Raw genomic sequence first — 19515 nt, 5'->3', positions numbered from 1 at the left:
TTTCTAAAACCAAAAGAAATTTATGAACAATAAAAATCCATAAAAAAACGTATTTTTGAAATTCAATTTTTTGAAGAGAGATGTTAGAGAAACTACAAATAATTAAACAACGGTTTGATGAGGTTAATGACCTTATTATACAACCAGACATTATATCAGATCAGAAACGTTATACGAAGCTGATGAAAGAATATAAAGATTTAAAAGTTATTGTAGATAAAGGCGTTGTTTATAAAGAAGCTATGGATAATTTAGCTGAAGCTGATGAAATTATAGCTGATGGTTCTGATGCCGAGATGGTAGAAATGGCAAAAATGCAGTTAGATGAAGCAAAAGAAACTATTTCTAAGTTAGAAGAAGAAATCCGCTTTCTATTAATTCCAAAAGATCCAGATGATGCTAAAAATGTTGTTGTTGAGGTAAGAGCTGGTACTGGAGGAGATGAAGCTAGTATTTTTGCTGGCGACTTATTTAGAATGTATTCAAAATATTCCAGTGATAAAAATTGGAAAGTTGATGTCGTAAGTCAAAGTGATGGAACCTCAGGTGGTTTTAAAGAAGTGATTTTTGAGGTGTCTGGTGAAGATGTCTATGGAACTTTAAAATTTGAGGCTGGTGTTCACCGCGTACAACGGGTGCCACAAACGGAAACTCAAGGTCGAGTGCATACAAGTGCAGCAACAGTTATGGTATTGCCAGAAGCAGAAGAATTTGATTATGAGTTAGACATGACTGAAGTACGAATAGAACGTACAACATCAACAGGTCCTGGAGGGCAGTCTGTGAATACAACATATTCTGCAATTAAATTGCATCACGAGCCAACAGGAATGATTGTAAGTTGTCAAGACCAAAAATCCTCTCATAAAAATTTAGAGAAAGCCTTAAAGGTATTACGCTCACGTTTGTATGATTTAGAATTGGCGAAGCAACAAGCAGCAGATTCTGAAAAACGTAAAAGTATGGTGAGTTCTGGTGACAGAAGTGCAAAGATTAGAACGTATAATTATCCTCAAGGACGTGTAACCGATCATAGAATAGGATTGACACTTTATGATTTATCAAATATCATTAATGGTGATATTCAAAAAATAATAGACGAGTTAATGTTAGCTGAAAATACAGAGTTATTAAAAGCTAACGATGATGTAATTTAAATTGAAGCCTCGTTTTGAGGCTTTTTTTATTTATAGATGGAAATAATAATTATAACCGGCCCACCTTATAGCGGGAAAGGAACTCAATGCAAATATTTAAAAAAAGTTTTAAATTATCAGCACATTTCAACAGGTGATAGGTGTAGAGCAGAGAAATTAAATAAAACTGATATTGGAATAATAATGTCTAAATATGAAGAGAAAGGTGATTTAGTACCAGATCATATAATGAAAAATCTCTTTGCAAATATATTAGACGAAAATTCTGATAAAAATGGGGTTATTTTAGATGGATATCCTCGAACTATTACTCAAGTTGATGATTTGTTAGAACTAGTTAATGAAAGAAGCCTTAAAATTGGAAAGGTAATTAATATAGAAGTCAATCAAGTTGAATTGCTAAAACGAGCAGAGAAGAGAGCTGAAACATCAGATAGAAAGGATGATAAAGATAAAAGAATTCATTTAAAAAGGATTCGAGTATTTGAAAGTGAAACTAAACCTGCAATCAGTTATATGAAGACTATGTTGAAGATTGAAGATTTTAATGGATTAGGAACTGTTGAAGAAATTACCAATAAAATAAAAGCACGAATTATCAATTAATTAAAATAGTTTAAATTGACAACTACACAACTAGTTTCTCAAATCCAAAGGAAGAAGTCTTTTCTCTGCATAGGATTAGACGTAGATTTAAATAAAATTCCAAGTCACTTATTAGAAGAGGATGATCCTATTTTTGCTTTTAATAAAACAATTATAGATGCAACACATCACCTTTGTGTGGCATACAAACCAAATACAGCGTTTTATGAAGCTTATGGCTTAAAAGGCTGGAGAGCTCTTGAGAAAACAATTAATTATCTCAATGAAAACCATCCAGATATATATACCATTGCAGATGCCAAACGCGGAGATATTGGTAATACAAGTAGCATGTATGCTAAAGCTTTTTTCGATGATTTAGGATTTGATAGTGTAACAGTTGCACCATATATGGGTAAAGATTCTGTAGAACCTTTTTTGGCATTTGAAGATAAGCATACTATTCTTTTAGCATTAACTTCTAATCTAGGGGCATTTGATTTTCAGACTAAAAATGTAGAAGGAGTAGAGTTATATAAACAGGTTTTAGAAACGTCTAAATCTTGGAGGAATTCAGAGAATTTAATGTATGTGGTTGGTGCGACTAAAGCTGAGTTCTTAGGGGATATTCGTAAAATTATTCCAAATAGTTTTTTACTTGTTCCTGGAGTTGGTGCACAAGGAGGTAATCTTCACGAGGTCTGTAAATACGGAATGAATGATTCAGTAGGCTTATTGATAAATTCGTCTCGTGGAATCATTTACGCATCCCAAGAAGATGATTTTGCACAAGCTGCTGCTAAAAATGCTAGAGAGTTACAAATGCAAATGGATGAGATACTATCTAAATAATTTCCCTACTGAATTTGATTCAGTATCTTAATTATATGAAATTTACTGATCAACTCAATAGAATTCTTAAACTAAAAGAGATTCCAAAGCGAATCGTCTCATTAGTGCCATCACAAACAGAATTGCTTGTTGATTTAGGATTAGAAGCTTCAATAGTTGGTGTAACGAAATTCTGCATCCATCCAAAACATCTTAGAATGTCTAAAGCAGTTATAGGTGGAACAAAGCAAATCAATATTGAAAAAATAAAAGCACTTCAACCAGATATTATTCTCTGTAACAAAGAGGAAAACACAAAACTTATTATTGAATCCTTAGACGGAGTTGCTCCAGTTCATATCAGCGATATCTATAATCTCGAAGATAGTTTTGAACTTATTAAGATGTATGGAGAGATTTTTAAAGTTGAAGATAAAGCATCAAGTATTATTTCCAATATTCAAAATGAGCGCGAAGAATTTCAAAATAAAATAAGGCAGCAGCTAAAGTCAAAGGTTGCTTATTTCATTTGGAAAAGCCCATGGATGGTTGCAGCATCAGATACGTTTATAGATACGATGATTATTGAAGCTGGGTTTGAAAATGTTTTTCAGAAAGAAAAACGTTATCCAGAAATCGATATAACAAATGTTCAATTAAAGGAAGCAGCTGTCATTTTTTTATCTAGTGAGCCATTCCCTTTTAAAGAAAAACATATTTTAGAATTAAAATCACACTTTCCAGAAAAGACAATTAAAATAGTAGATGGGGAACTGTTTTCTTGGTATGGTAGTCGATTGCAAAAGTCTTTCAGTTATTTTGAAACTCTTAAATCATAAAAAAGTCGATACCTAACTAAAATATCGACTTATTAACTAACTATCTAATCTGTTCTAAGACTTATCTCAATAATCTTATATGTTACAAAGATGCAGCCTTTATCTGATCTATATGTTACGCTAACATTAGTATATCATTAAATGTTCTAGACTCTTATCAGATCAATCCTGTAATGCAAACACCTTCTTCAATAAATCTGTGGTACGAGACGATACTTTGCTCCTAATCTCCTTTTCCTCAACTGCTATCATAGTGTAAACTCCTTTAAGAGCTTCGCCAGTCACGTAATCCGTTAAATCGGGATTAACATTGTTAGTTAAGGGTAGGTTATTATACTTTGTTATAAGATTAGCCCAAATTTGATCTGCACCAACTTTACTAAAAGAATTATCAATTACAGGTTTAAACTTGTTATATAATTCGGTTTGTGTTTTTGTAGTTAAATAACTCGTTGCAGCGTTTTCTTCTCCAAGTAGTATATTTTTGGCATCATCAAAGGTGATATCTTTTACTGCATTCACAAAAATTGGAGTAGCTTCTTTTACAGCATCTTCGGCTGCTCGGTTGAGAACCTTTAAACCTTCGTCAGCTAAGCTGCTTAATCCTATTTTACGCAAGGCATTATCTACTTTTTGTAATTCTTCTGGCAATAATATTTTAACTAATTCATTTTTAAAAAAACCATCAGTTTGTGTTAATTTAGTTACTTGCTTGTCAATACCCAGATCTAAGGCTTGTCTTAGTCCAGAAGCAATATCAGTATTACTAAGGACACCACCAGCTTGCGGCAAAGAATCTATAACCTGCTGCAATTCTGCACATGCCGTTAAGTTTAAAATGATAAGTAGAGCAAAAATTCTTTTAATCATGACTTTGGGTTTTATATCTTTAACAAAGATAATTTATACAAATGAAAACTGTTCAAATACTATGCCTAATAATAGCTCTCTGTGTATATGGTTGTGATACCTCTAAACCAAAAGCAAAACAAAAACAGTTTAATCAGTATATCACAATTTTGGGAACAGCTCAAGACGCTGGATATCCTCAAATTAATTGTGAAAAACAGTGTTGCAATGCCTATTACGAAGGAACTGAAAAAAAGAAACTAATTTCTTGTATAGGCCTTGTTGATATAAAGACTAAGCAAAAATGGCTGTTCGATGCAACTCCAGATATATGTGAACAAACTCAAATTTTAAAGGAGCAACATTTAGACAATCAAAAAGTAATTGATGGAGTGTTTTTAACACATGCTCATATTGGTCATTACACTGGTTTAATGAATTTTGGAAGAGAAGCTTTAGGTGGAAACGCTATTCCGGTTTATGCAATGCCAAAAATGAAAACATTCATAGAGACTAATGGGCCTTGGAGTCAATTAGTTCAATTAAATAATATAGAGTTGAAGCCTTTAAAAAATGATTCAACATTGCGTATTAATAAAGCACTCAAAGTAACTCCAATGTTAGTACCTCATCGCGATGAGTATTCTGAAACTGTAGGTTATAAAATAGAAGGTAAAAATAAAAAGGCACTATTTATTCCGGATATTGATAAATGGCAGAAATGGAATCGAAATATTATAGAAGAAGTTAAAAAAGTAGATTATGCCTTTGTAGATGCATCGTTTTTTAGGGATGGAGAGTTAGATAGAGATATGAGTAAAATACCACATCCTTTTACAACGGAAACAACGACATTATTTGAAAATGAAACTCTAGAAACGAAGAATAAAATACATTTCATTCATTTTAATCATACAAACCCAACTCTACAAGAAAAACATCATTTAAAAGACAGTATTCAGAATCTTGGATTTCGTTTTGCTAAAGAAGGTGACAATTTTGATTTATGATATAAGTTATTATGGCTTATAAAGTATTCTAAAATTAAAATAAATCAAGAAAATATTACAGTCTTATTATTGTATACCATGACTTTTCTATTGGCATGAAGTTTAATTGCATTGGATAAAACAATTTTTTCTAAATCTCTTCCCTTAGCGATTAAATCCTTAATGGAATAAGAATGAGTTACGTGTGCTACATCTTGTTCAATAATTGGTCCAGCGTCTAGTTCTTCTGTTATATAATGACTTGTTGCTCCAATAATTTTCACACCTCTTTTAAAGGCAGAATGATAGGGTTTAGCACCAACAAAAGCAGGTAAGAAGGAATGATGTATGTTTATAATTTTGTTTGGATATTTATCGATCAACAACCTAGAGATAATTTGCATATAGCGTGCAAGAACAACAAAGTCTACATTATGGTGTTCTAATAGTTCAAATTGTTTTTGTTCTGCTTTCTGTTTGGTATCCTTTGTTACTGGTACATGGTAAAAAGGAATTTTAAAATTATCAGCAATAGGTTTTAGGTCTAAATGATTACTGAGTATAAAAGGAATTTCAAGAAATAGTTCACCAGAATTATAACGACCTAAAATATCATATAAACAGTGGTCATATTTAGAAACAAACAATGCCATTCGTGGCTTTTTATCTGCAGCATACATACGCCATTTAAGTTTGAATTTTTCAACTAAGGTTTCACTAAACAAAATTTTAAAGTCTTCAATTGAAAAAAGGCTTGACTTAAATTCACATTCCAAACGCATAAAGAATATATCTTGTTCTCTATCAACATGTTGATCTATGTAAACAATATTACCATTATTATTTGCCATAAAATTAGTAACTGTAGCAATAATGTTTGGTTGATCTTTACAGTGAATTAATAATGTAATTTTATTCATAGTATTGGGATAAATGAGCCAGTAAATTTAGTCAAAATAGCATAGCATCATACCTTAAGTCTAGTTTTAGATAATTAGCAAATTCTGCTTAATTTTTTTGAATATTCCGTAAATTTGCAGCTCTATAAAGCAAGATTTTTACGAATGGAACAAGTTGCACCATATAAGCCAAAATATAAAGTACGAATAGTAACTGCTGCATCACTCTTTGATGGTCACGATGCTGCTATAAATATAATGCGTCGTATAATTCAATCCACTGGAGTAGAGGTGATTCACTTAGGTCATGACAGAAGTGTAGAAGAAGTAGTTAATACCGCAATCCAAGAAGATGCAAATGCTATCGCAATGACTTCTTATCAAGGTGGTCATAATGAGTATTTTAAATACATGTATGACTTGTTAAAAGAAAAAGGTGCTGAACATATTAAAATCTTTGGTGGTGGTGGAGGGGTAATTCTTCCTGAAGAAATTAAAGATTTAATGGATTATGGTATTACCAGAATCTACTCTCCAGATGATGGAAGAGAGCTTGGTCTTCAGGGCATGATTAATGATTTAGTGCAACAATCCGATTTTGCTATTGGAGATGCTTTAAATGGTGAAGCAAAAGTATTACACGAAAAGAACTCAAAAGCAATAGCGAGAGTTATTTCTGCTGCTGAGAATTTTCCGGAAGTTGCCAAAGAGGCTTTAGAAGCTATTCATAATAAGAATAAAACATCTAAAACTCCAGTTCTTGGAATTACAGGAACAGGTGGAGCAGGTAAGTCATCATTGGTAGATGAATTAGTGAGGCGTTTCCTTATTGACTTTCCTGAGAAAACAATCGGTTTAATTTCTGTAGATCCATCTAAACGAAAAACTGGTGGAGCATTATTAGGAGATCGTATCCGAATGAATGCAATCAACTCACCAAGAGTATATATGCGTAGTTTGGCGACACGTCAATCTAACTTAGCATTGTCTAAATATGTAAATGAAGCCATTGAGGTTTTAAAAGCTGCTGAGTACGATTTAATTATTTTAGAAACTTCTGGAATTGGTCAATCTGATACAGAGATTATGGAGCATAGCGATGTTGCTCTATATGTCATGACACCAGAATTTGGTGCTGCTACGCAGTTGGAAAAAATCGATATGCTAGACTTTGCAGATTTAGTTGCGATAAATAAGTTTGATAAACGAGGTTCTTTAGATGCTCTAAGAGATGTAAAGAAACAATATATGCGTAATAATAATCTTTGGGATATTCCTCAAGATGAGTTACCAGTTTATGGCACAATAGCTTCGCAATTTAATGATCCAGGAATGAATACGCTTTACAAAGCCATTATGGATAAATTGGTTGAGAAAGCAGATTCAGATTTAAAATCTACTTTTCATATTTCTGATGAAATGAGTGAAAAGATTTTTGTTATCCCGCCAAGTAGAACACGTTACTTATCTGAAATTGCAGAGAATAATCGTGCTTATGATAAAAAGGCTATTGAGCAAACGGACGTCGCTCAGAAACTATATGGAATATATAAAACCATAGAATCAGTTCTAGAAATTAAACCAGAATTAGACAAAGCTGGTATTGCTTCTGAATCTATTGAATCTAATAGTAATAAAGACTTTATTAAGTTGTTAGTTGGTGAATTCGACCGTGTAAAACTAAATTTAGATCCATATAATTGGGAAATAATTACAGGATGGGATGAAAAAGTGAACAAATACAAAGACCCAATTTACGCTTTCAAAGTAAGAGATAAAGAAATAAAAATAGAAACACATACTGAGTCTTTATCTCATACTCAAATTCCAAAAGTAGCTTTACCAAAGTACCAAGCTTGGGGAGATATATTAAAATGGTGTTTACAAGAAAATGTACCAGGTGAATTTCCTTATACATCAGGATTATATCCTTTTAAAAGAACAGGTGAGGATCCTGCACGTATGTTTGCAGGTGAAGGTGGGCCAGAACGAACAAACAAAAGGTTTCATTACGTGAGTATGGGTTTACCAGCAAAACGTTTGTCTACTGCTTTTGATAGTGTGACACTTTATGGAAATGATCCAGATTTAAGACCTGATATTTACGGTAAAATTGGTAATGCAGGTGTTTCTATTTGCTGTTTAGATGATGCTAAAAAACTCTACTCTGGTTTTGATTTAGCAAATGTTATGACGTCGGTTAGTATGACAATTAATGGGCCAGCACCAATGTTGTTAGGGTTCTTTATGAATGCTGCGATTGATCAACAATGTGAGATTTACATAAAAGAAAATAGCTTAGAAGGTAAAGTAGAAGCAAAGATTGCTAAACTTTATAAAGGCAAAGAACGACCAACCTATAATGGTGATTTACCTGAAGGGAATAATGGTTTAGGATTAATGCTTCTTGGTGTAACAGGCGATCAAGTATTACCTGCAGAAGTGTATTTAGATATTAAGACTAGAACTATCGCTCAGGTTAGAGGTACAGTTCAAGCAGATATTTTAAAAGAAGATCAAGCACAAAACACATGTATATTTTCAACTGAATTTGCTTTACGTTTAATGGGAGACGTACAGGAATATTTTATAGAAAATAATGTGCGTAACTTTTATTCAGTTTCAATTTCTGGATATCATATTGCTGAAGCAGGTGCAAATCCAATTACACAATTAGCATTAACCTTATCAAACGGATTTACTTATGTAGAATATTATTTAAGTAGAGGAATGGATATTAACAAATTTGGACCAAATTTGTCTTTCTTCTTCTCAAATGGAATAGATCCAGAATATGCAGTTATTGGTCGTGTAGCTCGAAAAATATGGGCGAAAGCAATGAAACATAAATATGGTGCAAATTCTAGAGCGCAGATGTTGAAATATCATATTCAAACGTCTGGTCGTAGTTTACATGCTCAAGAAATTGATTTTAATGATATCCGTACAACGCTTCAAGCATTATATGCGATTTATGATAATTGTAATTCTTTACATACCAATGCTTACGATGAAGCTATTACGACACCAACGGAAGAGTCTGTGAGACGTGCGATGGCAATTCAGTTAATCATCAATAAAGAATTAGGTTTAGCCAAGAATGAAAATCCAATACAAGGCTCATTTATAATAGAAGAGTTAACGGATTTGGTTGAAGAAGCTGTTCTTACTGAGTTCGATAGAATTACTGAACGAGGTGGAGTATTAGGAGCAATGGAAACGATGTATCAGCGCTCTAAAATACAAGAAGAAAGTTTGTATTATGAAACTTTAAAGCACAATGGACAGTTTCCTATTATTGGTGTAAATACGTTTCTGAGTAGTAAAGGATCTCCAACTGTAATCCCTAAAGAAGTTATTAGAGCCACTGAAGCAGAAAAACAGTATCAAATTAAGATTTTAGAAAACCTTCATAGTGCAAATGATACAAGTGTATTATTAAAAGATTTGCAAAACAAAGCGGTAAATAACGAAAATATATTTGAGGCTTTGATGGAAGTTTGTAAAGTGTGTTCTCTTGGACAAATCACATCTGCTTTATTTGAAGTAGGAGGTCAGTATCGTCGTAATATGTAATTTCTAATTTTTTTTGCATCTTTTTTATAACATCATCGTCTATTAGATGAATATAAAACTTTGTATGATGAAAAATATAAATGAATGCGTATGTAATTGCGATCCATGCAATGACGGAAAATGTACTGATTGTAATTGTGAAAACTGTACATGTACAAATTGTAGTTGTTAACTATATAATAAGCTTGTCCAATATTAGAATTGTTACAAGCTGATTTCAATTGATTTTTTACCATGACAACAAAAACTGTTTGGGATATATATTCAGCAGATATAAAACGTTTTATCTTAAGTAAAATTAAAGATGAAAGTATATCAGATGATATCCTACAAGATACATTTATCAAAGTGCATACTAAACTACATACACTTAAGGATGATAGTAAGTTAAAAACATGGCTCTTTTCAGTAGCTCGCTATACCATTCTCGACTATTTTAAATCTTCAAAGAAAGCATTAGAGCTAAAAGATTTTCAATACGAAATAGATTCGCAATCTGCTACACATACCGAGAAAGATTGTCTAAGAGGTATATTAATTAACCTCCCTAAAAAGTACAGAGACCCTATTTTTCTATCAGATATTATGGGTTTAAAACAAAAGTATGTAGCAGAAAGATTGAATCTTCCATTACCAACAGTGAAATCTCAAATACAGTTTGCTAGAAGACTGATTGCTCAAGGTTTTATGGATTGTTGTGGCTTTGAAATGAATAAAGATGGTTATTTAGTAGGTGAAATACAAGACAAAGCTGATTGTAAAGTATGCCATTAATGATATCTTTGTTCAAATACAAAATATGTCATTCAAAAAACTTCATCCTTTATTAAAAGAATCACTCGAGAATTTAGGGTTCGACACCCCTAATCCTTTTCAGAAAAAAGTTTTGCCATCACTAAAAGGTGGATCAGATGCATATATAGTTGCACCAAAAGGAAGTGGGAAAACGACAGCACTCATTATTGCTATGGTTCACAAATTAAAAGCTTCTGCTTTTGAGGATTCACCAAGAGCCATTATTGTTGTTAAGGATAAAGAAGATGCTTTAGCGTTGAAAGAAGAATTTGAACGTTTTACAAGAAATACAGACTTACGACTATATGCATTGTATGACGAATATGATATAGAAAAGCAAAAAACGGAAATTTATCCAGGTCAAGATATTGTAATAGCAACTCCAGCAAGACTAAGTAAATTGTATTTTTTAAATGGGATTCATTTAGGGGAAATTCAATTATTTGCTATTGAAGATGCAAATTATTTAGGTAGAAATAATGCTTATAACCACATTCTACGATTATCAGAAAGTCTCAGTAAGTGTCAATATGTAATAATTGCAGAAGAAATGAATTCTAAAATTAAGAATTATCAGAATGCTTTTATGAGTAATGCAAAATTGGTTAATTAGAAGACGTTAATAAGAAATTATAATGTCATCATCCAACTACGTTGTAGCTTTCTAAATTTACGTAGTTCATAACGCAACATAGCTAAATAGTCTTTCCCATTACTATTTGAGCGCTCTAAGCGTTTGCAATTAGTGTATAATCTATCTGTTAAAAGATCTAAGCTTTCTAAATGTTTGTGTTTTCTGTCTGAATAACGTTCGCGTTCTGCACTAATTATCTCTGGAGCAAGATTGGTGGATTGTTGTACAATATCACCTGAAAAATAAATATCATTATCCTCAGAACCATCATCTCTTAAACATGCCAAATCATGGTTTAGGTATGTAGATATATTTCGAGAAATCAAAATAATGTCCATTGCCTTTCTATATATAGGCAGGTCAGACAGGTGAGATGGTATGTTGTAATTCATTTTTCAATAGCAATGCATACGAAATTAAGCACTAGTTGTGATACTTAACTTTAATATTTAAAGTATTTATGTATATTTACTTTAGATTTTATATTATTATAGCGATATTTATTTAGATGATTATGGATGATCTTAATTGGAAGATTTTAAAGTGTCTCCAACAAAATGCACGTATGTCTAATGCAGAGATTGGACGACGTGTAGGAGTGAGCTCACCAGCTGTTAGTGAGCGTATTAAGAAGATGGAAGATGCAGAAATCATAGAAGGCTATACCACATTTATTTCTCCTTTTGAAGTCGGTTATCAGCTTAAAGCTTTAATTACTTTACATGCGTTTATGGGAATGCTAAAACCATTCTTAGAGAAAGTAAAAACTTACGATGAGGTCGTTAATTGTTATAGAATCACTGGATACGAAAATATAGTAATAGAAGTCGTTTTGAAAAATCAAAAACACTTAGAAAATTTTATTGATCAGTTGATTATTTATGGTGAGACTAAAACGCAGATTGTTTTATCTCATGTTGTAAAGCATAGTGAGGTTAAACCTCTGAAATAAATTAATCTTTAATTATTAAATGCGGTACTTTTTCTAAATTCCAATCAATTACCAAACCATCAGCTAAAGATTTGGCAATTGTTTTTCCGTAGAGATGCTCGCTCAAGTATAAAGCAGCTTCAAAAGATTTTGCGCCACCCGCAGAAGTAATATATTTTCCATCGTGAACAAAAAGCACTTCTTTTCTGATATCTAAAATAGGAAACATAGCTCTCATTTTATCAATGTCACTTGGGAAAGTCGTAGAAACAACATTATTTAATAGACCTGCTTTAGCCAATACAAATGCTCCATCACAATGTGAAGTTATAAACTGTGCTTCTTTATCTACTTGCTTTACAAAATCTAACATGATTTTATCTTCTAAATCAGTATCTAAATGATGCTCTGCACTTGGAACAACTAAGATGTCAATTTTTGGTAAAGAATCACTCACATAATTAAAATCTGGTAATATGCGCATACCTTCAAATGTGGTAATTGGATTATCTGTATTAGCAACCGTAAATACATTCATAGCTTTAATACTATCTCTGAAGATGGTATGTTGAAAGATATCATAAGGTGCAGTAAGTTCTGTGTTATAAGTACCTTCCATAATAAGAAATGCAACATTATAACGATTAGGTTCTAGTTTAGGGAATTGTTTATCATTCTGAACTTGTTTCAGGGTCTCATCTGATACTTCTTTTTTATTTGAGTTATTACAACTCATTATTAATAATATGAGAAGAAGCAATATTATATTTTTCATTTTATAAATTTTAAGCTTTGATGTTGAAACGAGTTCAGAATGACAAAACATTAATTAATCCTCCAAGGCGGATTCTTACGATTATCACCTGCATTAAAAATAATAAGATTATGACCATCAGGATCTTTTAAATGAATATCCCTCCATAACCAAGGTTGTTCAGCAATTTCAGTATTAAAAGTAATACCTTTTTCCTTGAGTTCACTTACTGTTTGAGAAAGATTATTGACCTCAAAATATAAAGTGATTTTATTTCTATTAGGAAGTTCCTCAACCTTTGATATTGAAAACGTAGATTCTCCATCTGGACATTCTAACCGCACATATCTAGGTAAGGCATCTACAATTAACTTTAAACCTAGTGTTTTATAAAATTCTGTTGATTTTTTAACATCTAAAGACGAAATTGTAACTGGATTTAGATTCATAACTTTTCTTTTTTCATTCTATTAAATAACCAGTACGATAGAATTATTCCTAATAAACCATAACCCGCTGAAACTAACCAATTAACTTGATAGCCATAGTTATATATAATACTTAAACTAATCTTTGGGCTAAAAATATGTGCCAAAGAAAAAGACATAGCATACATAGCCATATAACTCCCTTCTATACCTTCTTTTGCACGTGATAATACAAATTTATTGGTATAAGGAAATCCAAGCATTTCACTAAATGTTAATAATATCATACTAATAAGTAGAATACCAATCCAGAAATTTTGATAAAGTACGATATAACTCAGGCATAATAAAACACATGACATTAATATGAACTTAGTTACAGGAATCGCTCTTTTTTCAAGATAATTAAGTAAGGGCATTTCGAAAATAACAATGACCAATATGTTTACAAGCATCAACATGCCTATTTTAAACTCATTAAGTTTAAATATCTCATTGTAATATAACGGGAGTGCAGATATCAATTGAAAAAACCCCATCCCAAAAAGAAAGCATATCACAGAATGAATCCAAAATGAAAAATCTTTATAAACACTATTTTTATCTAGGTTTCTGTATTCTTCAAGTTTTTCGGTAGGTTTTTTTAGCGGTTCTTTTACTAAAAAATAAAATAGAACTATGGCAACAATACATGTTATACCATCAATCCAAAATAGAATGCTATAGCCTTTAACAACAATTATGATACCTGCTAGTGTTGGACCAATTCCCATTCCAGCATTTATGGCAAGTCTTAATAACCCTATTGATCGTGTTCTGCTTTCGGGTTTACTATATGCTTTTATAGCAACAAAAATTGCAGGTCTAAAACTATCTGCAATAGACATAGTTATTAATATTCCTATGCAAAGTCCCCAAAAAGAACTTATGTATTGTAAGGCTATAAAACATAGACCAGTTGCGAACAGGCTTAGAACCATTACTTTATAAAATCCAAAAATGTCTGTAAGCTTACCACCTAGCCAGGACCCAATAACTGACCCAATACCAAAGCATGCTAAAATCCAGCTGATATCATTTTCATTATAACCTAAATCTTTTTTTAGGTATAATGATAAAAAGGGTATGACCATTGTGCCTGCTCTATTTACTAAACTAATTAGTGAGAGGAACCATATTTCTTTCGAGAGGTCTTTGAATGACTCTATATAATTAAAATAAAGTTTTTTCATTTTGGTCGTTGTTATAAAAATAAAAAGTCCGACGTTATCGTCGAACTTTTAAATATTGTTTAATAGTATATGAGTATAGCTACAATAGATAATGCGTCCGAATGCTTTCTAACGAAATCACACAGGTCTGCTTTTTATATCTAATAACTTGTAACATTATTTTTCTTAAATAATGACTCAAAGCTACGATAAAATTTGAGAAATCGTACTTTTGAAATCTAAAAATTAAATAAATGAGATTTTTAATTACTTTTTTATTTGTTCTGATTTTTGTGAGTTGTACACAGGGTAAACAGAAGCTTAGTGGTGAAAACGAATGGCAACAAAAAATGAATGCTGATTTTAAAGATGCTACAAAATCTCCTTTAAAAGCTAAAGATCTAAAAGTATTTAAGCGTTTAGATTTTTTCTCTATTGACTCAATTTTTGCTGTAGAGGCTATATTAAATCGTACGCCAGAATCAGAGTGGTTTAATATGAAAACTACCACTGGAACTTTAAGAAAGGAACGTATCTATGGTATTCTTAATTTTGAATTAAAAGATAGAAAGTTTCAACTTAATGTATACCAAGGTGAAGAAGTAATACAAGAAGAAGATTATAAAGATTATTTATTTTTACCTTTTCTAGACAATACAAATGGAACATCTAGTTATGACGGTGGAAGATATATAGATTTAAGAATACCTCAAGGAAACACTATAGAACTCGACTTTAATAAGTCTTATAACCCTTATTGTGCTTATAATGATAAATATTCTTGCCCAATAGTACCAAGAAGCAATTACCTAGATATAAAAATAGAAGCAGGCACAAAAAATTATATAAAGCATTAAGCTTTTACCAAATACATGCCAAGGAATACAGCTAAAAAACCAATTACAAAACTGGCGATAGTATATAAAGCAAAACTAGTAAAGTCACCAGATTTTAAAAATACATGGTTTTCATATGCAAATGTTGAAAAGGTTGTAAAACCACCACAAAATCCAGTAGCTAAAAGTAAAGTCTGACTTTGAGATAAAGTTTCATTTTTCGCCGCTAGACCAAGAATAACTCCAATTAACAAACTACCTATAATATTAGCAAGAAATGTGCCATATGGAATTCCGTTTTCAGAGTTATTTAACCATTTTCCAATAATAAAACGCATTACGCTTCCAAAACCACCACCTACAAAAACCAATATGAGTTGTTTCATCTAGTTTATGGCTACATAAATTTCAGTAACCCAATCTGCTGGGTTTGGATGACTCATAGGATCTGTTAGGTACGTTTCTAGCATCGGACCTCCTTCAATCATTTCTAAATTATTATCTGTGATATATTTCATACCAGCTTCCCAAGCTTCTTTTAGGTTTTTGTAATCTCCTTTTAAAACAATTTTAACGGTTCTAAAAGATTCTAGTTGACCTGTTAAAATATCAGCTTCATCAGAAACAATTTTTGAATTTGTTGGCACACAAGTAGAAAATATAGTAGCATCGTTTTCCTCGTCCCATTTAAGATAAGAAATAAAAGGTGGTCCAGCCATGGTTACATTATGGGTCATAGCATAAGCACCAACCTCTGGCAACATTTGCTTCATATTTTTTTCAAATTCACTTAGTTTGCATGAGGTTGTTTTATAAAGGTAATAACCACCACTGTGTTGGGTTACACCTTTAACATCAATATTATAGACTTTCATCTCTTTTTGTAACACACTATCTAGCATAGTCAAACCACGTTCAAAATGAGGGCCAATTAGTTTTTCCATGCCACCCTTTAAGGTTGTATATACTTTAAAATCAAATCCTAAATCTTTACCTTTTATATTCCAAGTCACATCAGTTGTTCCATCTTCATTTGATTTTAAGTTCCATGTGACATCAGAATCTGGGTTATCTCCAAATTGCATTTTTTGAGAAATAGAACTCATAGATTCTGTACCTGTAGTTTTCATGCTACCAATTCCATCTTCATCTTCCCAAGTGTAAGAACCTCCAATACCCAAAGTTTGCTCAGGGAGTGTTATTATAGTTTCTGGTTTTTCTTCTTTCCAAGAGTTCCAAGCCTCCCAGTTTTTAAAATCAATAACATTATTATAAACGACAGCTTGAGGAGCATTTATAGTTTTAGTTCTAGTAACGTCAAAAGAATTTGGTTGTACTGCTATATATATTGAGAACCCAATAATTAGGACAAGCAATAGTAAAACAATGAATTTTAGGGATCTCATTTTAATCTAATTTAGTAGTTTCCCAAAGATAGTAATTTTATGATATGTTATATATATGTTACATTTGTGTGCAACTAAATAAAACAAATACTATGAAGTTAAAATCAATATTTAAAGTTTTCCTTTTTGCTATATTAATAGTGGCTTGTAAGGAGGATGTTAAAGAAGAATCTTTAGAAAAAACAGCTACAGAATTTAGTTTTAATGTAGAGCAATTTGCTGATATTAAGATTCTTCGCTATCAAATTCCTGGTTGGGACAATCTAACTTTAAAAGAGCAAAAATTAGTTTATTATTTAACAGAAGCGGGTCTTGCTGGTCGTGATATTATGTGGGATCAGAATTATAGACACAATCTTAAAATTAGACGTGCTTTAGAAAATATTTACACAACATACAGTGCAGATGATAAAAGTTCGGATAATTGGAAAGCTTTTGAAACCTATTTAAAACGTGTGTGGTTTAGTAATGGGATTCATCATCATTATTCTAATGATAAATTGAAACCAGGTTTCTCTGAAGACTATTTAAATGAATTGCTAAAGGCAACTAATACAAAATTAGATGGTGCAGCTTTCAATGCTATATTTGATGATAAAGATATTAAGAAAGTAAATCAGGCTAAAGGTGTTGATAATGTCGCTTTGTCTGCTGTTAATTTTTACGGACCTGATGTAACAAGCGAAGATGTGATTAATTTCTACAAGGCTAAAAAATCTCCAAATGGGGATAGACCTTTATCTTATGGATTAAACTCACAATTAATAAAAGAAGATGGTGTACTAAAAGAGCGTGTTTATAAATCTGATGGTTTATATGGTGAGGCAATTGATAATATTATTGAGTGGTTAGGAAAGGCTAGAGGAGTAGCCGAAAACGAAGCACAAGGTAAAGCGATTGACTTATTAATTAAATATTACATGACTGGTGATTTGCAGATTTGGGATGATTATAATGTTGCTTGGACAGCCGCAACAGCAGGTAATGTAGATTACATAAATAGTTTTATAGAAGTTTATAATGATCCATTAGGTTACAGAGGTTCTTATGAAAATATTGTGCAAATAAATGACTTTGATATGTCTGAAAAAATGGCAGTATTATCTGAAAATGCCCAATGGTTTGAAGATAATTCACCATTAATGGAAGAACACAAAAAAGACAGTGTTGTGGGTGTAACTTATAAGGTAGTAACCGTAGCTGGAGAAGCTGGTGATGCATCTCCTAGTACACCAATTGGTGTTAATTTACCTAATGCCAACTGGATAAGAAAAGAAGTAGGAAGTAAGTCTGTATCTCTTGGTAATATTATTAATGCTTATGCCAATGCAGGGAGTTCAGGTCGTTTAAAAGAATTTGTTCATGATGATGAAGAGTTACATCTTGAAGAAGAGTTTGGTGGATTAGCTGATAAACTTCATACGGCTTTACATGAAGTTATTGGTCATGCATCTGGACAGTTAAATAAAGGTGTTGGTGAAACTAAAGAAACACTTAAAAATTATGCATCTACCTTAGAAGAAGGACGAGCAGATTTGGTTGGTCTATATTATTTGTATGATTCTAAATTACAAGAGTTAGGCTTAGTTGAAGATTGGGAAAAAGTAGGAAAAGCTGCTTTTGATGGCTATATTAGAAATGGATTGATGAGTCAATTAATTCGTTTAAATCTTGGTGATGATGTTGAAGAAGCACACATGAGAAACAGGCAATGGGTTTCAGCTTGGGCTTATGAAAAAGGAAAAGCAGATAATGTGATTGAAAAAGTGACTAGAGATGGTAAAACGTATTATAATATCAATGATTATAAAAAGTTACATGATCTATTTGGGCAGTTATTAAGAGAAACGCAGCGTATTAAATCTGAAGGAGATTTTGAAGCTGTTGAAGCTTTAGTAGAAGGATATGGTGTTAAAGTAGACCAGATATTACATGCTGAGGTTCTAGAGCGTAATAAGCAATTTACATCTGCACCTTACAGTGGGTTTGTGAATCCGGTATTAGTACCAGAAACAAATGATGCAGGCGAAATTATTGCAATTAAAGTAACACAGCCTCTTGGTTATCCAGAGCAGATGCTTAATTACAGTAAAAATTATAACCATCTTCCTGATGTGAACTAAGTTTAGACTAAATAAAATAAATCAAAAAAGCACTTACATTTCTGTAAGTGCTTTTTCTTTGCTATTAATCAATCACCATCAATCAAAAAAACGATTAATAACTTTGTAGTAAGGACTATTAAATTAATTAAACACTTAAACTATTTAGGCATTACTACAGTGTCAATAACGTGAATTACGCCGTTACTACCTGCAACATCAGTAGCTGTAATTTCGCTATAATTTCCTGCAGCATCTTTTAACCAGATTTTACCCTTTTTTTGTACAACAGTTAAAACTGTTCCATTTAAAGTTTTAACTTCAACTTTCCCTTTTCCTTTTTTCAAAGCAGCAACAACATCGCTGGCCATTAATTTCCCAGAAATTACATGGTAGGTTAAAATATTTGATAGTGCTTCTTTATTTTCTGGTTTCAATAAATTTGCTAATGCTTCTTTATCAATTTTAGCAAACGCACTGTTTGTTGGTGCAAATACTGTAAAAGGCCCATCACCTTGTAAAGCACCAACTAAATCTGCTGCTTTAAGTGCAGCTACTAATGTTGAAAAATCTTCATTGCCTAAAGCAACATCTACGATTGTTTTTTGTGCAGTTGCGGTTTGTGTAAATGTTAAGGCTACGAAGGTTGTTAAAATAAAAACTAATTTTTTCATGTTTTTTTAAATTTTGGTT

General features: G+C 31.9%; 20 protein-coding genes. 11 read left to right on the top strand and 9 right to left on the bottom strand.

The features are described from left to right. Window positions 1-80 precede the first annotated feature (80 nt). From prfA to WPG_RS01780, 4 genes are read left to right on the top strand one after another with little or no spacing between them, the layout of a single operon-like run. Window positions 81-1157, top strand: a complete 1077-nt coding sequence (gene prfA, locus WPG_RS01795) for a peptide chain release factor 1 (protein WP_045468604.1) — start codon at window positions 81-83, stop codon at window positions 1155-1157. A 36-nt stretch (window positions 1158-1193) separates the two neighbouring features. Beyond that, window positions 1194-1763, top strand: coding sequence for an adenylate kinase family protein (locus tag WPG_RS01790; RefSeq protein ID WP_045468601.1), 570 nt, complete (start codon window positions 1194-1196; stop codon window positions 1761-1763). Window positions 1764-1778: 15 nt separating this feature from the next. After that, the gene (gene pyrF, locus WPG_RS01785) at window positions 1779-2594 is read left to right on the top strand and encodes an orotidine-5'-phosphate decarboxylase (protein WP_045468598.1); all 816 of its coding nucleotides are present in this window, start codon (window positions 1779-1781) and stop codon (window positions 2592-2594) included. A 35-nt stretch (window positions 2595-2629) separates the two neighbouring features. Then, window positions 2630-3412, top strand: a complete 783-nt coding sequence (locus WPG_RS01780; RefSeq protein ID WP_045468595.1) for an ABC transporter substrate-binding protein — start codon at window positions 2630-2632, stop codon at window positions 3410-3412. Between the two features lie 162 nt (window positions 3413-3574). On the opposite strand, the gene WPG_RS01775 is transcribed toward WPG_RS01780, so the two are convergent. Continuing rightward, entirely contained in the window at window positions 3575-4282 is a 708-nt protein-coding gene (locus tag WPG_RS01775; protein WP_045468591.1) for a DUF4197 domain-containing protein, read from the bottom strand. A 41-nt stretch (window positions 4283-4323) separates the two neighbouring features. Between WPG_RS01775 and WPG_RS01770 the strand changes: the two genes are divergently transcribed. After that, window positions 4324-5271, top strand: a complete 948-nt coding sequence (locus tag WPG_RS01770; protein ID WP_045468588.1) for an MBL fold metallo-hydrolase — start codon at window positions 4324-4326, stop codon at window positions 5269-5271. Window positions 5272-5315: 44 nt separating this feature from the next. Here WPG_RS01770 and purU read toward each other — a convergent pair whose 3' ends face one another. Then, complete coding sequence (purU, locus tag WPG_RS01765) at window positions 5316-6170, bottom strand: formyltetrahydrofolate deformylase (RefSeq protein WP_045468585.1); 855 nt, start codon at window positions 6168-6170, stop codon at window positions 5316-5318. A 144-nt stretch (window positions 6171-6314) separates the two neighbouring features. On the opposite strand from purU, the gene WPG_RS01760 reads away from it, so the two are divergent. From WPG_RS01760 to WPG_RS01750, 3 genes are all read left to right on the top strand, one after another. Beyond that, window positions 6315-9725: a methylmalonyl-CoA mutase family protein gene (locus WPG_RS01760; protein ID WP_045468582.1), complete on the top strand. Its 3411-nt coding sequence runs from the start codon at window positions 6315-6317 to the stop codon at window positions 9723-9725. A gap of 234 nt (window positions 9726-9959) precedes the next feature. After that, the gene (locus WPG_RS01755; RefSeq protein WP_045468579.1) at window positions 9960-10499 is read left to right on the top strand and encodes a sigma-70 family RNA polymerase sigma factor; all 540 of its coding nucleotides are present in this window, start codon (window positions 9960-9962) and stop codon (window positions 10497-10499) included. Between the two features lie 25 nt (window positions 10500-10524). Beyond that, window positions 10525-11133, top strand: coding sequence for a DEAD/DEAH box helicase (locus tag WPG_RS01750; RefSeq protein WP_045468576.1), 609 nt, complete (start codon window positions 10525-10527; stop codon window positions 11131-11133). Window positions 11134-11150: 17 nt separating this feature from the next. On the opposite strand, the gene WPG_RS01745 is transcribed toward WPG_RS01750, so the two are convergent. Beyond that, the gene (locus WPG_RS01745) at window positions 11151-11546 is read right to left on the bottom strand and encodes a hypothetical protein (RefSeq protein WP_045468573.1); all 396 of its coding nucleotides are present in this window, start codon (window positions 11544-11546) and stop codon (window positions 11151-11153) included. 116 nt (window positions 11547-11662) lie between these two features. On the opposite strand from WPG_RS01745, the gene WPG_RS01740 reads away from it, so the two are divergent. Continuing rightward, window positions 11663-12106, top strand: coding sequence for an Lrp/AsnC family transcriptional regulator (locus WPG_RS01740; protein ID WP_045468565.1), 444 nt, complete (start codon window positions 11663-11665; stop codon window positions 12104-12106). Between the two features lies 1 nt (window position 12107). Here the strand turns inward: WPG_RS01740 and WPG_RS01735 are convergent, their stop codons facing one another. The 3 genes from WPG_RS01735 to WPG_RS01725 are packed head-to-tail and all read right to left on the bottom strand — an operon-like array spanning window position 12108 to window position 14499. Further along, complete coding sequence (locus WPG_RS01735; protein ID WP_045468562.1) at window positions 12108-12860, bottom strand: DJ-1/PfpI family protein; 753 nt, start codon at window positions 12858-12860, stop codon at window positions 12108-12110. A 50-nt stretch (window positions 12861-12910) separates the two neighbouring features. Further along, entirely contained in the window at window positions 12911-13288 is a 378-nt protein-coding gene (locus WPG_RS01730) for a VOC family protein (protein ID WP_045468559.1), read from the bottom strand. Continuing rightward, window positions 13285-14499, bottom strand: a complete 1215-nt coding sequence (locus WPG_RS01725) for an MDR family MFS transporter (RefSeq protein ID WP_045468558.1) — start codon at window positions 14497-14499, stop codon at window positions 13285-13287. The genes WPG_RS01730 and WPG_RS01725 overlap by 4 nt, the downstream gene beginning before the upstream one ends. Window positions 14500-14732: 233 nt before the next feature. Here WPG_RS01725 and WPG_RS01720 point away from each other — a divergent pair, with 233 nt between their 5' ends. Continuing rightward, window positions 14733-15335 carry a DUF1684 domain-containing protein gene (locus WPG_RS01720; protein WP_045468557.1) on the top strand — a complete coding sequence of 201 codons (603 nt, stop codon included), beginning with the start codon at window positions 14733-14735 and terminating at the stop codon, window positions 15333-15335. On the opposite strand, the gene crcB is transcribed toward WPG_RS01720, so the two are convergent. Together crcB and WPG_RS01710 are read right to left on the bottom strand one after the other, a co-directional pair. Further along, the gene (gene crcB / locus WPG_RS01715) at window positions 15332-15700 is read right to left on the bottom strand and encodes a fluoride efflux transporter CrcB (protein ID WP_045468556.1); all 369 of its coding nucleotides are present in this window, start codon (window positions 15698-15700) and stop codon (window positions 15332-15334) included. The two genes, WPG_RS01720 and crcB, sit on opposite strands and share 4 nt — an antisense overlap. Continuing rightward, window positions 15701-16720, bottom strand: a complete 1020-nt coding sequence (locus tag WPG_RS01710; protein WP_045468555.1) for an SRPBCC family protein — start codon at window positions 16718-16720, stop codon at window positions 15701-15703. Between the two features lie 92 nt (window positions 16721-16812). Between WPG_RS01710 and WPG_RS01705 the strand changes: the two genes are divergently transcribed. Continuing rightward, complete coding sequence (locus WPG_RS01705; RefSeq protein ID WP_045468554.1) at window positions 16813-18843, top strand: dipeptidyl-peptidase 3 family protein; 2031 nt, start codon at window positions 16813-16815, stop codon at window positions 18841-18843. Window positions 18844-18983: 140 nt separating this feature from the next. Here WPG_RS01705 and WPG_RS01700 read toward each other — a convergent pair whose 3' ends face one another. Beyond that, complete coding sequence (locus WPG_RS01700) at window positions 18984-19496, bottom strand: fasciclin domain-containing protein (protein ID WP_045468551.1); 513 nt, start codon at window positions 19494-19496, stop codon at window positions 18984-18986. Window positions 19497-19515: the final 19 nt, after the last annotated feature.

The organism is Winogradskyella sp. PG-2 (assembly GCF_000828715.1).
GTDB lineage: Bacteria > Bacteroidota > Bacteroidia > Flavobacteriales > Flavobacteriaceae > Winogradskyella.
This window is presented reverse-complemented; position numbering and strand designations above follow the sequence as displayed.